Origin of the sequence: Achromobacter sp. Root170 (assembly GCF_001428165.1) — a bacterium.
Classification (GTDB): domain Bacteria; phylum Pseudomonadota; class Gammaproteobacteria; order Burkholderiales; family Burkholderiaceae_B; genus Achromobacter; species Achromobacter mucicolens.
Map to the genome: position 1 here is coordinate 1 of NZ_LMHN01000017.1, position 14,466 is coordinate 14,466.

The 14,466-nt window shown below is 66.4% G+C and carries 11 protein-coding genes and 1 pseudogene; 9 read left to right on the forward strand and 3 right to left on the reverse strand.

The genetic code is table 11. From position 1 onward, the window contains the following. Nucleotides 1-390: 390 nt before the first annotated feature. Together ASD87_RS26710 and ASD87_RS20775 are read right to left on the reverse strand one after the other, a co-directional pair. Nucleotides 391-552, reverse strand: a pseudogene (locus ASD87_RS26710) (IS110 family transposase); the annotation flags it as partial. A 182-nt stretch (nt 553-734) separates the two neighbouring features. Further along, nucleotides 735-1,736 (reverse strand): LacI family DNA-binding transcriptional regulator, encoded by a 1,002-nt coding sequence (locus ASD87_RS20775; protein WP_056326040.1) that lies wholly within the window; start codon nt 1,734-1,736, stop codon nt 735-737. Nucleotides 1,737-1,960: 224 nt separating this feature from the next. Between ASD87_RS20775 and ASD87_RS20780 the strand changes: the two genes are divergently transcribed. From ASD87_RS20780 to ASD87_RS20805, 6 genes are all read left to right on the forward strand, one after another. Beyond that, nucleotides 1,961-3,103 carry a mandelate racemase/muconate lactonizing enzyme family protein gene (locus ASD87_RS20780; RefSeq protein WP_056326043.1) on the forward strand — a complete coding sequence of 381 codons (1,143 nt, stop codon included), beginning with the start codon at nt 1,961-1,963 and terminating at the stop codon, nt 3,101-3,103. An 87-nt stretch (nt 3,104-3,190) separates the two neighbouring features. After that, nucleotides 3,191-4,153 carry a tripartite tricarboxylate transporter substrate binding protein gene (locus ASD87_RS20785; protein ID WP_056326045.1) on the forward strand — a complete coding sequence of 321 codons (963 nt, stop codon included), beginning with the start codon at nt 3,191-3,193 and terminating at the stop codon, nt 4,151-4,153. Between the two features lie 243 nt (nt 4,154-4,396). After that, nucleotides 4,397-5,542 (forward strand): muconate/chloromuconate family cycloisomerase, encoded by a 1,146-nt coding sequence (locus ASD87_RS20790; RefSeq protein WP_056326047.1) that lies wholly within the window; start codon nt 4,397-4,399, stop codon nt 5,540-5,542. Nucleotides 5,543-5,579: 37 nt separating this feature from the next. Then, nucleotides 5,580-6,515: a catechol 1,2-dioxygenase gene (gene catA / locus ASD87_RS20795; protein WP_056326050.1), complete on the forward strand. Its 936-nt coding sequence runs from the start codon at nt 5,580-5,582 to the stop codon at nt 6,513-6,515. 134 nt (nt 6,516-6,649) lie between these two features. Further along, nucleotides 6,650-7,948, forward strand: coding sequence for an MFS transporter (locus ASD87_RS20800; RefSeq protein ID WP_056326951.1), 1,299 nt, complete (start codon nt 6,650-6,652; stop codon nt 7,946-7,948). A 12-nt stretch (nt 7,949-7,960) separates the two neighbouring features. Then, nucleotides 7,961-8,740 carry a 1,6-dihydroxycyclohexa-2,4-diene-1-carboxylate dehydrogenase gene (locus ASD87_RS20805; protein ID WP_056326053.1) on the forward strand — a complete coding sequence of 260 codons (780 nt, stop codon included), beginning with the start codon at nt 7,961-7,963 and terminating at the stop codon, nt 8,738-8,740. A 19-nt stretch (nt 8,741-8,759) separates the two neighbouring features. Here ASD87_RS20805 and ASD87_RS20810 read toward each other — a convergent pair whose 3' ends face one another. Next, nucleotides 8,760-9,218, reverse strand: coding sequence for a response regulator (locus tag ASD87_RS20810; RefSeq protein WP_226846992.1), 459 nt, complete (start codon nt 9,216-9,218; stop codon nt 8,760-8,762). Nucleotides 9,219-9,534: 316 nt separating this feature from the next. Here ASD87_RS20810 and ASD87_RS20815 point away from each other — a divergent pair, with 316 nt between their 5' ends. The 3 genes from ASD87_RS20815 to ASD87_RS20825 are packed head-to-tail and all read left to right on the forward strand — an operon-like array spanning nt 9,535 to nt 14,450. Continuing rightward, a complete protein-coding gene (locus ASD87_RS20815; RefSeq protein WP_056326055.1) occupies nt 9,535-12,960 on the forward strand; it encodes a response regulator in 3,426 nt (1,141 codons plus the stop codon). 33 nt (nt 12,961-12,993) lie between these two features. After that, nucleotides 12,994-13,833 carry a protein-glutamate O-methyltransferase CheR gene (locus ASD87_RS20820; RefSeq protein ID WP_056326058.1) on the forward strand — a complete coding sequence of 280 codons (840 nt, stop codon included), beginning with the start codon at nt 12,994-12,996 and terminating at the stop codon, nt 13,831-13,833. Continuing rightward, nucleotides 13,830-14,450, forward strand: a complete 621-nt coding sequence (locus tag ASD87_RS20825) for a chemotaxis protein CheB (RefSeq protein WP_056326061.1) — start codon at nt 13,830-13,832, stop codon at nt 14,448-14,450. The genes ASD87_RS20820 and ASD87_RS20825 overlap by 4 nt, the downstream gene beginning before the upstream one ends. Nucleotides 14,451-14,466 lie beyond the last annotated feature (16 nt).

Consider the following 14,466-nt stretch of genomic DNA (forward strand, 5'->3'; position numbering starts at 1 on the left):
TCGGCTCCCTGCTTGGCGCACCACTGCAGCAGCGTCTGCACGCCCGCTATCGAGTTGGGTACGACCTTGGTCTTGCGTTTGTTGGCATCGCTGCCAAGTAGCGCGCAATCYAGCTTCGCCTTAGAAACGTCAATTCCGAGAAAAAACATAAACCTAAGCTCCCTTGCCAATACCAAAGAAGCCCGCTGCGCCCACTTGCCTTGTACATACAGGGTCCAAAGCCCTAGGCTACCGTCCAGTGTCCAGCCGGCTCAGAGGTGCGGAACCGAGGCGTAATCTGAACSACAAAGTCCAGGCTCTAGGTGTCTGAACACGCTCATCGGTCCGCTTGTAGCGATAGCTAATCACTACAGYGGCCAAGATACAGATACCGTCTTGACCGTCAAGCGTTCAGGCGTAGTCGGGCCGATACGGTGTCCGAGTTTTAAGCACGCCGAAGCACAGATGCACCAGCTTTCTCATGGCCGCGCCTAGCGCGGCCATTTTGCTCTTTCCAGCTGCTAAGAGCCGCGCGTAAAGCGCACCAACGTGTGGGTTGAAGCGCTTGCTGACNGAGGTGCGGAACCGAGGCGTAATCTGAACGACAAAGTCCAGGCTCTAGGTGTCTGAACACGCTCATCGGTCCGCTTGTAGCGATAGCTAATCACTACAGCGGCCAAGATACAAGGTGTCTGACACCCTTCGGAGATGATCGTCAGCTAGTAGCGGCGTCTCAACGGGTGTCAGACACCTGGCTAAGTTGCCGCACAGCCGCCCGTCGACTCGCGCTCGACGATCTGGAAACCCACGTCGATGATGCGCTCCTGCGTGCTCTCGCCGCGGCAGCGCGCCATCAGGATGCGCGCGGCCTGCGCGCCGATGTTCGCGCCGTCGACCTGCACGGTGGTCAGCGACGGCGCCAGATGCGCGGCAAAATCAGCGCCGCCAAACCCGCAGACCGCCAGGTCCTGCGGCACGCGCAGGCCGCGCACGCGCGCTTCGGTCAGCACGCCCTCGGCAAGCGCGTCGGCGCTACAGAAAATGGCCTGCAGGCCGGGCGCCTTGTCCAACAGTTCGGCGGCGGCGCGCCGGCCGGACGCCACATTGCTGGGCGCCGGTACCACGGCCGTGGGCACGTCGTGGCCCAAGGTTTCCAGAAAGCCCGCGCGGCGCACGGCGGCGCGCTGGTCGTCGCCGGTTGCCAGCCCCACGTTGCGCCATCGCTTGGACAGGAAGAATTCGGCCACGGCGTTACCCACCCGCCGGTGCGAAAAACCCACCAGCATGTCGAGCGGGTGGCCGGTCAGGTCCCAGGTCTCGACGACGGGGATGCCGATTTCGCGCAGGCGGTGCGCGGCCGGTATGTCGCTCAGCAGGCCGGCGACGACGACGCCGTCGACCCGGCGTCCCGCCATGGCATTGAGCAAGGCTTCCTCGCGGCCGCGGTCATAGCCCATCTGTCCCAGGATGAGCTGGTAGCCGTCGCGGTCGAGCTCGGCGGTCAAGGCCTCGATGGTGGGCAGGAACTGCGGCACCGAGATGATCGGGACCAGCGCCGCGACGGTGTGGCTGCGCCGCGACTTCAGGCCGCCGGCCAGCAAGTTCGGGATGTAGCCCGTTTCCGTCACGGCCTGCTGGACTTTCGCGATGGTGGCCTCGGAGACGCGCCCCGGGTTGCCGAGCGCGCGCGAAGCGGTGATGAGCGACACGCCAGCGGCGCGGGCGACGTCATGCAGGGTGATGGACTTGGGCTTCATGGGATGGAAGGATAGTACGGGTATGTACGGATCGCGACGCGGCTTGCCGTGAATTTTGGACAACGTTATCATGACCGCCAGCTGCCACGTTCTCATCGCCGCCGCCAGCAAGGCTCCGCATCCCGGCGCTTTTTATTTGGCCCGGAATGACAACGTTGTCCATTGGCTTGGACATCCAAGCGCCTGCTGCCCGCAATGCCCATTCAAGACACCTGGAGACTCCCATGACCGCCCCGATCCCCGCCGACCGCATCGCCTGGATGCGCATCTCGTCCTGCTATCTGCCGCTGGCCACCCCGATCAGCGACGCGAAAGTGCTGACCGGCCGGCAAAAGCCGATGACCGAGGTCGCGATGCTGTTCGTCGAAGTGCAGACCGAAAGCGGCGACGAAGGTATCGGGCTCAGCTACTCCAAGCGCGCCGGCGGGCCGGGCCAGTTTGCCCACGCCAAGGAGATCGCGCCCGTCCTGATCGGCGAAGACCCCAGCGATATCGGCCGGCTCTGGACCAAGCTGTGCTGGGCCGGCGCGTCGGTGGGCCGCAGCGGCCTGTCGACCCAGGCCATCGCCGCGTTCGACGTGGCGCTTTACGACCTGAAGGCCCGCCGCGCCAAGCTGCCGCTTGCCAAGCTGCTGGGCGCCTATCGCGACTCGGTCGCTTGCTACAACACGTCGGGCGGATTTCTGCACACGCCGCTTGAGCAATTGCTTGTGAACGCCAGCGCGTCGCGCGAGCGCGGCATTGGCGGCATCAAGTTGAAGGTCGGTCAGCCCGACCGCCAGCTCGATATCCGCCGCGTCGAAGCCGTGCGCAAGCACCTGGGCGACGACGTGCCGCTGATGGTCGATGCCAACCAGCAATGGGACCGCCCGACGGCCCAGCGCATGTGCCGCATCTTTGAACAATTCAACCTGGTGTGGATCGAAGAGCCGCTGGACGCCTACGACCACGAAGGCCACGCCGCGCTGGCCGCGCAGTTCGACACGCCGATCGCCACCGGCGAAATGCTGACCAGCGCGGCCGAGCACAGCGAGCTGATCCGCCACCGCGCCGCCGACTACGTGCAGCCCGACGCCCCGCGCGTGGGCGGCATCACGCCGTTCCTCATGATTCTTTCGCAGGCCGAGCAGGCCGGCGCGATGCTGGCGCCGCACTTCGCGATGGAGCTGCACGTGCACCTGGCCGCCATCTATCCGACCGAACCGTGGGTCGAGCACTTCGACTGGCTGGAGCCGCTTTTCAACGAGCGGCTGGAGATCCGGGACGGCCGCATGCTGGTGCCCACCCGGCCGGGCCTGGGCATCTCGCTCAGCGATCAGGCGCGCGCCTGGACGCGTGAAAGTGTCGAGGTCGGCAAGCGGATCTGATCCATTTTCCCGTTCCCGCCGCGGGCCTTGCGGCGGGACGCATGCAACACCACCGGCGCGACAGACGCCACCCCAGAGGAGACTCGCATGAAAAAATGGTTCACCACGCTCGCACTTGGCCTGGCCGTCACGGCTTCGGCCCAGGCGCAGAACTGGCCGGCCAAGCCCGTCACGATGATCGTGCCATTCCCGCCAGGCGGTTCGACGGACCTCATCGCCCGCACGGTGGCGCCCAAGCTGCAGGAAAAGTTTGGCTCCACCTTCGTGATCGAGAACAAGCCCGGAGCGGGCGGCACGCTGGGCGCCGGGCAGGCCAAGCGCGCCGCGCCCGACGGCTACACGATCCTGGTGTCGTCGCTTGGGCCCTTCGTGATCGGCCCGCATCTGGTCAAGGATCTCGGCTACGACGCGCTCAAGGATTTTGAATACATCACGGTGGCCGTGCAGGCGCCCAACGTGCTGGTGGTCAATGCCAACTCGCAGTTCCGCGACCTGAAGGGCGTGCTGGCGTACCTGAAGGCCAACCCGGGCCGCATGACGTTCGCCTCGGCGGGCAACGGCACCTCGGACCACCTGACCGCCGAACTGTTCTGGCAGGAGACCGGCACGCAGGCCACGCACGTGCCGTACAAGGGCGGCGCACCCGCCATCGTGGACCTGCTGGGCGGCCAGGTCGACGCCAGCTTCAGCAACATCAACACCAGCCTCACGCACATCCAGTCCGGCAAGCTGCGCGCCCTGGCGGTCACGAGCGCGAAGCGTTCGCCCCTGCTGCCGGACGTGCCGACCATGGACGAGTTGGGCCTGAAGGGCGTGACCGTGACGTCGTGGCAGGCGTTTGCGGGTCCCAAGAACATTCCCGCCGACGTTCGCGACAAGCTGCGCGGCGGCATCGTCGAGGCGCTGAACGACCCGTCGGTCAAACCGCGTTTGCTGGAACTGGGCTTTGAGATCGTCGGCAATACGCCGGCGGAATTCACCAAGTTCCAGGCCGACGAGTTTGCCCGGTGGAAGAAGGTGATCGAAGTAGGCAAGATCACGGCGAATTGATCTGGCCCGGGGTGCAGGAGGCGGTCCCCGAGCGGGTGGTCCGCACCGTGTTCAGGCCTGATCGCTCCCGTTCGCTTCCAGCTCGATATAACCTGAAAAGTATCGGCCTTTGGCCCCGTTCCTCTGAGACGGGGCTTTTTATTTATGCCTTGAAGGTATCAATTCGGATTTTCAAAGTATTGGACGCGCAAAGTCGCCGGCTCTTATAAACGCCGTGTGACCACCTCTTCTACACCGCCGTCCATGCCCGCAGCCTTCATCGAACGCATCGAAACCTCTCTCGTCGACCTTCCTACCATCCGCCCGCACAAACTGTCGGTGGCCACGATGTATGGCCAGACGCTGATGCTGGTGAAGGTGTTCTGCAGCGACGGCGTGGTGGGCATTGGCGAAGGCACCACCATCGCCGGCATGGCGTACGGCCCGGAAAGCCCCGAGGCCATGAAGCTGTCGATCGACGCGTACTTCGCGCCGGCCATGATCGGCCAGGACGCCACGCGCATCCAGACGCTGATGGCGCACCTGGGCAAGCTCGTCAAGGTCAATCACTTTGCCAAGAGCGCGCTGGAGACCGCGCTGCTGGATGCGCAGGGCAAGCGCCTGGGCGTGCCGGTCAGCGAACTGCTGGGCGGCCGCCGCCGGGACCGTCTGCCCGTGGCCTGGACGCTGGCGTCCGGCGACACCACGCGCGACATTGCGGAAGCCGAACAGATGCTGCAAGAGCGCCGCCACCGCATCTTCAAGCTGAAGATCGGCGCGCGCGATCCGAAGACGGATATCGAGCACGTGGCCGCCATCAAGCGCGCGCTGGGCGACCGCGGTTCGGTGCGGGTCGACGTGAACATGGCGTGGAGCGAAACGCAGGCGGCCTGGGCGATTCCGGCCTTGGCGCAGGCGGGCTGCGAACTGGTGGAGCAGCCGGTGGCCAGTGCCGCGGCGCTGGCGCGGCTAATGCGCCGGTTTCCGGTGGCGCTGATGGCCGACGAGGTTTTGCAAGGCCCGGATACCGCGTTCGAGATCGCGCGCCAGCACGGCGCCGATGTCTTCGCCATCAAGATCGAGCAGAACGGCGGCCTTTTTGCGGCGCAGCGCGTGGCGGCGATTGCCGACGCGGCGGGCATCGAACTCTATGGCGGCACGATGCTGGAAGGCGCGGTCAGCACGGTGGCATCGGCCCACCTGTTTGCAAGCTTTGCCCAGCTGCAATGGGGCACGGAGCTCTTTGGCCCCTTGCTGATCACCGAGGAAATCCTGGCGCAGCCGCTGGACTACAGCGACTTCGAGCTGACCGTGCCCGCCGGCCCGGGTCTGGGCATCACGCTGGACGACGACCGCGTCAAGCGCTTCACGCGCGATGGACTGGTCAAGGTCACGAACAAGAAACACTGAACACACCAAACAAACAGATAACCCACTGGAGACAGACATGAGCCTCGACGTATTCAACACGAAGGAAGTGCAGGACCTGCTGAAGGCCGCGACCAATCTGGACGGCAGCGAAGGCAACCCCCGCTTCAAGCAGATTCTGAACCGCCTGTTGAGCGACCTTTTCAAGGCCATCGACGATCTGGACATCACGCCCGATGAAGTGTGGGCGGGCGTCAATTACCTGAATCAGCTGGGCCGCGACGGCGAGGCCGCGCTGCTGGCCGCCGGACTGGGACTGGAGAAGTATCTGGACGTGCGCATGGACCACGAGGACAAGCTGGCCGGCCTTGATGGCGGCACGCCGCGCACCATCGAAGGCCCGCTCTACGTGGCCGGCGCGCCGGTGCGCGATGGCGTGTCGCGCATCGATGCCGATCCGGATGCCAACGCCGGTCCGCTGGTGATCCGCGGCATCGTGCGCGATACCGGCGGCGAGCCGCTGGCCAATGCGGTCGTCGAGTGCTGGCATGCCAATTCCAACGGCTTTTACTCACACTTCGACCCGACGGGCGCGCAGACCGACTTCAACCTGCGCGGCGCGGTGCGTACCGGCCCGGACGGCAAGTACGAGTTCCGCACCCTGATGCCGGTCGGCTATGGCTGTCCGCCCCAGGGCGCCACCCAGCAGCTGCTGGACGCGCTGGGCCGCCACGGCAACCGCCCGGCGCACGTGCACCTTTTTGTCAGCGCGGATCAGCACCGCAAGCTGACGACGCAATTCAATATCGAGGGCGATCCCCTCATCTGGGACGATTTCGCTTACGCCACCCGCGAAGCGTTGATCCCGCCGGTGACCGACAAGACCGGCGGCGCCGAACTGGGCCTGAAGGCAGACGCGTACAAGGAAATCGTCTTCGACGTCGTGCTCACGGGTCTTGTGCAAGGCAAGGACAACCAGATCGTCAATCGCCTGCGCGCGTCCGCCCAGGCCTGATCCCGGCAGGCATCGCCGTGACGCGATGCCGCCACCACCCCATACCTCATACCGATAACGGGCTCCGCGCGGAGCCCGGGGAGACTCTCATGGCCTCAACCCTCTCCATTCCGAGCCTGATCGATCAGGAACGGATGGGCGCCTTTCAATGGCGCGTCCTTGCCCTGTGCTTTCTGATCGCGCTGTTCGATGGCTTTGATACGCAGGCAATGGCGTTCACCGGGCCGGCGATCCTGGCGGCATTCAAGCTGCAGCCCGGCGAACTGGCGCCGATCCTCACGGCGGGCATCGTCGGCATGACGGTGGGCGCCATGACGCTGGGCCTGGTGGGCGACCGGATCGGCCGCCGCCCCGCGGCGCTGATCGGCGTGGCGGTGTTCGGGCTGGCGACGCTTGCGACGGCGGGCGCCACGCAAACGTGGCACATCCTTACGCTTCGGTTCATCGCGGGGCTGGGCATGGGCGGCTGCACGCCGATCGTGCTGGCGCTGGCGGCGGAGTACGCGCCGGCACGCCATCGTGGCTCGGTGATCACCGGCGTGCTGCTGGGCCTGCCCGCGGGCGCCATGCTGGGCGGCCTGCTGGCCGCGCGCATGCTGCCGGTGATCGGTTGGGAGGGCATCTTCATTGTGGGCGGCGTGGCGCCGCTGCTGCTGCTCGGGGCGCTGGTCGTGCTGCTGCCCGAGTCGCTGCAATTCAAGGCCATGCGCGGCGACGCGGCGGGCCAGGGATATGTCGTCCGCATTCTGGCAAAGATCTCGCGCCAGCCGCTGCCGGCCGGCACGCGCTTCACGGTGCCGGAAGACGCGACGATCCGCGCCAGCGTCAAGGCGCTCTTTGCCGACGGCTACGCCCGCAAGACGCTGGCGATCTGGTCGGTGTACCTGCTGAACTGGGTGGCGTGGTTCATGCTGCTGTCGTGGCTGCCCACGGTGCTCAAGGCGGCGGGCTTGCCGGCAGACCAGGCCCCGATGGGCACGTTCACCGTGAACCTCGTGTTCATCGTGTGCGCCTTTCCGCTGTCCTACCTGATGCCGCGCGTGTCGACGCGGTCGCTGCTGATCGCGATGTTCGCGCTGGGCATTGCGGTGGCGCTGGGGCTGGGCTACGCGGGCACGGACTGGACGCTGGTATTCATCCTGATCGGCGCGGCCGGCCTGGGCATCGGCGGCCAGCAGCTGGCGCTGAACTATCTGGTCATCGGCGCGTATCCGACGGCGCTGCGCGCCACCGCGACGGGCTGGTCCATCGGCATCGGCCGCGCCGGCGCCATCATCGGCTCGGCCATCGGCGGCACGTTCCTGGGCTGGTTCGGACCGTCGGGCTTTTTCATGGTGCTGGCCATTCCGCTGGCGGGCGCGCTGCTGGCCGTGCTGGCCGTGGACAACCGGTCGTCACAGCCCGCGCCGGGCGAGTTGTCGCGCGCGCATTGAGGGGGAGTCCGCATGAATCGATTTGAAAATCAGATCGCGCTGGTCACGGGCGCCGCGCAGGGGGTGGGACGCGCCACCGCCAAGCGGCTGGCGGCCGAAGGCGCCACGGTCGTCCTCGTCGATCGCGCCGCCGAACTGGGCGAGACCGTGGCCCGCGAGATCCGCGACGCCGGCGGGCAGGCGTCGTTCATCGACGCTGATCTGGAAACCCATGCGGGCGCGCAGCGGATGGTGCAGTACACGATGGACTCGCATGGCCGGATCGACGTGTCGGTGCACAACGTGGGCGGCACGATCTGGATGAAGCCCTTCTGGGAATACACGCCGGACGAGATGCAACGAGAGGTAACCCGGTCGCTCTGGCCCACGCTGTGGTCGTGCCGCGAGGTGATCCCGGTGATGCGCAATCAGGGCCGGGGCGCCATTGTGAACGTGGGCTCAAACGCCACCCGTGGCATTTACCGCGTGCCGTATTCCGCGTCCAAGGGCGGCGTGCACGCCGCCACCGTCTGCATGGCGCTGGAACTGGCCGAATCCGGCGTGCGCGTGAACGGCGTGGCGCCGGGCGCCCTGGACAATGGCGTGCGGGCCATCCCGCGCAACACCGAAGCCCCTTCGGAGCAGGACCGCATCTGGCAGCGGGAAATGTATACGGATTGTCTGGCCGGAACGCCCATGCATCGCATGGGCAGCATGGAAGAGGTTGCCGCGGCGATCTGCTTTCTGGCGGCGCCCGAGGCGTCGTACATCACGGGTCAGGTGATGTACGTGGCGGGCGGGCACGTGGGGTGAGGACGCCGTTCAGGCGGCGTCATGCCGCCTGAACGAGCCGCTCCAGGCTGGCAGCACCCAAGCGGCTGAAAGAGGCCGTCAGCCGGCCCGAGCCCCCGCGCGCCGGCGACGGCGGCTGCGCCGCCTGCGTCAGGCGGCGCACCGCCTTCAGCACTTCATCCGGGTTGGCCGGCTTGCGCATCAGGACCGCGCGTTCGCCGCAGGCTTCCAGCATTTCATGTTCGGGGCGGCCGCTCAGAACCAGCACGGGCGTGTCGTGCAGGTAGGCGTTTTCCCGCATGGCGGTCAGGAGGGCGCCGCCGTCCATGCCGGGCATGGACAGATCGGTGATGACGAGGTCGGGGCGCAGCGCAATCATCTGCTGCAGCGCGGTGAGTCCGTCGGTATGCGTCGTTACGTCATAGCCTTCGCTGCTCAGGAACTCGCTCATCAGGGCGACCAACGTGGGTTGGTCGTCCACCAAAAGGATTTTCTTCATGATTGTCAGTGCCGCGGACGGCTGGGAATTCGGTTGTCTGCGCCATCGGCTGGCCGCGCGGTCACGCGGGCAGGGCCGGGGCATGCCGGGCTAGGCGGCAGCCGCGAGTAGGGGGGCAGTGCGTGCAGGCGAAATCCTAGGGCATGCCAGGGCCGATAGGGTGTCGTAGTTGTATCCATACGCAACCATCTGGCTTCAAGGACCTGTATAGTTCCACAGTTCGAAGGATTTCTATGGTCTTTTTCAATCCGCATAATCCTTCGGACCCTCGCATTGCGCAATTCGCGCGCCTTTCCTGATTTGGTAAATCGACCTCATGCTGAAATCGCCGCAGCCCGCCAGCCGCCTTGCCTTTCCTCGCACGCTGATGGCCGGATTCGTCTTGGCGGCGGTGGCCACGCTGGTCATCGCCTTCGTCAACGTCCGGTCCGCGGACACCCGTGCGCGCGCCGTCCAGGCCATGGACCGTGCCACCGAGTCGCTGCGCCAGCTCAGCCTGTTCAATTCGGCGCTGAAAGACGCCGAGATCGGGCAGCGAGGCTATCTGCTGACGGGCGACCCGTCTTATCTGGAACCCTACGTGCGCTCCGTGCCGCTGATCGAGCAGCGGTTGGCGGTCGTGAAGGAAGCCGCGAATGACAATACCGCGCAGCGCCGGATCGCCAATGACATCGCCGGTATCACGCAGCAAAAGCTCAGTGAACTGAACAACACCATCGAAATGCGCAAGGCGGGCGACGCCGAGGGCGCGATGGCGGTGGTGCGGACCGATTCGGGCAAGGACGCCATGGACCGGCTGCGCGATCTGGTCGGCGAGCTCTACGCCCTGCAAATGGAGCAGATCCAGCGCGAGCGCAATGCGTGGAACCAGGCCTCGACGATCTCGACTTACTACTCGTGGAGCGGCGCGCTGGTGCTGCTGGCCCTGATCGTGGCCTCGGCCGGCATGACCATCCGCGAATACCGCATCAAGGCGCGGCAGGCGTGGGTGACGACGGGCCTGTCCGGTCTCAGCATGCGGCTGCGGGGCGACCTGCGCCTGGATGAAATCGGCAGGCGGGCGCTGGATTACCTGGCCGAGTACCTGCATGCCAGCGTGGGCGCGGGGTATGTCGTCAATGGTGACGACCTGGAGCTTTTTGGCGGCTACGCGCTGCCGCCCGAGCGGCTGCCGCAAAAGATCCCGCTGGCGCAAGGCCTGGCCGGCCAGTCGGCCACGTCGCGCAAACTGCTGCACGTGCGCAATGTCCCTGCCGGCCATCTGGAAGTGTCGTCGGCCACGGGGCGCTCGGCGCCGACCGAATTGGTGGTGGCGCCGGCCATGCAGTACGAGCGCGTGTATGCCGTCATCGAGCTTGGCTTCAATCATTCGGTCAGCGAGAGCGAGCGCAGCCTGCTCGAAGGCGCGTCGGAAATGCTGGCGTCGGCGATCCGGGCGGGCATGGACCGTTCGCGTCTGGAAGCGCTGCTGGCCGAGACGCAGCGCCAGTCCGAAGAGTTGCAGACCCAGCAGGAAGAGCTGCGCGTCAGCAACGAGGAGCTGGAGCAGCAAAGCCGCATCCTGCAGGAATCGCAGGCGCGCATGGAATTGCAGCAGACCGAGCTTGAGCAGACCAACCTCAACCTGGAATCCCAGACCGAACAGCTTCTGCGCGTGCAAAGCGCGCTGACGGACAAGGCGCGCCTTCTGACGCAGGCCAGCCAGTACAAGAGCGAGTTCCTGGCCAACATGAGCCACGAGCTGCGCACGCCGCTGAATTCGACGCTGATCCTGGCCAAGCTGCTGTCCGACAACAAGACGGGCAACCTGTCGGCCGACCAGGTGAAGTACGCCCAGACCATTCACGCGGCGGGACGCGACCTGCTGGCGCTCATCAACGACATCCTGGATCTGGCCAAGATCGAAGCCGGCCAGGCGACGGTGGAGGTCGAAGAGGTGGCGGTTGCCCCGGCCCTCCAGCGCCTCTTGGAGCCTTTGCAGCCGCTGGCCCAAGAGAAGGGGCTGACGCTGGAGCTGGATATCGCTCGCGACGTGCCCGACACCCTGCGCACGGATCCGCAGCGCCTGGGGCAGGTGCTGAAAAACCTGCTGTCCAACGCCATCAAGTTCACCGACAAGGGGTTCGTGGCGCTACGCGTGGCGCGGGCCCCGGGACGGATGGTGTCCTTTGCGGTGCACGATACCGGCATCGGCGTGCCCGCCGAACAGCACGAACTGATTTTCGAGGCATTCCGCCAGGCCGACGGCAGCACGCACCGCAAGCACGGCGGCACCGGGCTGGGCCTGTCGATTTCGCGCGACCTGGCCAAGCTGCTTGGCGGCACGCTGTCGCTGACCAGCACCCCCGGGCAGGGCAGCGTGTTCACGCTGCTGCTGCCGATGAACCTGCTGGTTGTTTCGCCCGCGCCGGCGGCCAAGGATCGGACCGATGCGCCCGCGATGCCCGCGATCCCGGCGCAACCGGCCCCGGCCACGCACGCCGTTCCCGCCACCGCTCAAGCCGACCCGCAAGCGCCGGCTGAGTCCGCCGAATCGGAACCCGCGCAAACGTATGCCCGCACCATCCTCGTCATCGAGGACGACGAGCGCTTTGCCGGCATCCTGTCCGATCTGGCGCACGAGATGGGCTTTGGCTGCCTGACCGCGCATACCGCAACGGATGGCCTGGCGCTGGCGTCCCAGCGGCGGCCCGACGCGATCGTGCTGGACGTGAACCTGCCCGACTTTTCCGGCCTGGGCGTGCTGGACCAGCTCAAGCGCAACCCGGCCACCCGGCACATCCCGGTGCACATCGTGTCGGTGGCGGACTACGCGCAGGAAGCGCTGGTCCGCGGCGCGGTGGGCTACGCGCTCAAGCCCGTCAAGCGCGAGGAACTGGTGCACGCGCTGCACCGGCTGGAAGCCAAGTTCACGCAGAACGTGCGGCGCGTGCTGGTCGTCGAGGACGATGACCGCCAACGCGACAGCGTGCGCGAACTGCTGGCGCGCGACGACGTCGAGATCGTGCTGGCCGCCACCGCCGGCGATGCGCTGACGCTGCTGCGCGACACCACCTACGACTGCGTGGTCATGGACCTGAACCTGCCCGACATGAGCGGTTACGAACTCCTGCGCGAAATGGCCGAGCAGGACAGCGTGTCGTTCCCGCCGGTGATCGTGTATACCGGCCGCGCGCTGTCGCGCGACGAAGAACAGCAGCTGCGCCGCTTCTCCAAGTCGATCATCATCAAGGACGCGCGCTCGCCCGAGCGCCTGCTGGACGAAGTGACGCTGTTCCTGCACCAGGTGGAAGCCGAACTGCCGCCGCAGCAGCGCCAGATGCTGGAGCTGGCGCGCAGCCGCGACACCACGCTGGAAGGCCGCACCGTGCTGGTGGTGGAAGACGACGTGCGCAACGTGTTCGCGCTGTCCAGCATCCTGGAGCCCACCGGCCTGCACGTGGAGATCGCGCGCAACGGACGCGAGGCGCTGGATGCGCTGGGCCGCGCCGGTGTGAACGGCCACCGCGCGGTCGACCTGGTGCTGATGGACATCATGATGCCGGAGATGGACGGCTACACGGCCATGCGCGAGATCCGCGCGCGGCCCGAGTGGCGCCGGCTGCCCATCATCGCCCTGACGGCCAAGGCCATGAGGGACGATCAGGAGAAATGCCTGGCCGCGGGCGCCAACGACTACATCTCCAAGCCGCTGGACGTCGAGCGCCTCTTGTCGCTGGTGCGCGTCTGGATGCGCAAGTAGGCCGGACCGGATCAGGACACAGCGATCACGCCCATGCCGACACAGAACAAGGCGCACATCGAAGACATCGAGCAGCGGCTGCTGCTCGATGCCATCTATCACCGGTATCACTACGACTTTCGCGAGTATGCGCAGGCCTCGCTGAAACGCCGCCTGCGCACCGCGCTGGGCGAGTTCGATTGCAGGACGCTGTCGCAACTGCAGGATCGCGTGCTGCACGATCCGGCCGTCTTCACGGGCCTTCTGCAATACCTGACGGTGCAGGTCAGCGACATGTTCCGCGACCCCAGCTACTTTCTGGCGCTGCGCCGCGAGGTTTTGCCCATCCTTCGCACCTATCCCTCGATCAAGGTGTGGGTGGCCGGTTGCAGCGCCGGCGAAGAGGTCTATTCGCTGGCCATCCTGCTGCACGAGGAAGGCCTGCTGGAGCGGTCGCTGATCTATGCGACCGATATCAATCCGCACGCGCTGCGCGCGGCCGAGCAGGGCGTCTTCGACCTGGACCGGGCGGCGGCCTTCACGGCCAACCACGCGCAGTCCGGCGGACGCAGCTCGCTGTCGGACTACTACACGGCGCGCTATGGCCGCGTGGTGTTCGACAAGTCGCTGCGCGAACACATGGTGTTCTCCGACCACAGCCTGTCCACGGACAGCGTGTTCGCCGAAGTGCATCTGGTGTCGTGCCGCAACGTGCTCATCTACTTCGAGCGCGACCTGCAGAACCGGGCGCTGGGACTGTTCCACGATGCGCTGGTGCATCGCGGATTCCTGGGACTGGGGTCCCGGGAATCGGTCCGGTTCTCGGCGCAGGCCGACGGCTTTGACGACTTCGTGCTGGCGGACCGCATCTACCGCAAGAAGGCCGACCTGTGACCGCACGCGCACCGGACCCTCGTGCCGATGCGCAGGCCGCGGCCTCCTGGGATGCGATCGTCATCGGCGGATCCTCGGGCGCGATCGACGCCTTGAATGTCTTGCTGCCGGCGCTTCCGGCCGGCCTGCGCGCCGGTGTGGTGGTCGTGCTGCACCTGCCATGCGACCGGCGCAGCCTGTTGCCGGACATTTTTGGCTACCGCTGCGCGTTGACCGTGCTGGAAGCCCAGGACCAGCAGCCGATACAGCCCGGGAATGTGTATTTCGCGCCACCCGGCTACCACCTGCTGGTGGATCGGGGGCCGCGCCTGGCGCTGTCGATCGACCCGCCGGTGAATTTTTCGCGCCCGTCCATTGACGTGCTTTTTCAATCAGCGGCCGATTGTTATGGCGATCGGCTGCTGGGCGTGCTGCTGTCGGGCGCCAACGAGGACGGCGCCGAAGGCCTGGCCGCCATCCAGGCGGCCGGCGGCCGCACGCTGGTGCAGTCGCCTGAGTCGGCCCCCGTGCGCACCATGCCGGACGCCGCGCTGGCGCTGGTTCCGGCGGCGCGGGCCCTGACACCCGACGAGATTGCCGCCGTTTTCGCGCAGTTGCCCACGAGGCGGCTGCCCTGAGACCCAACCGCATTGA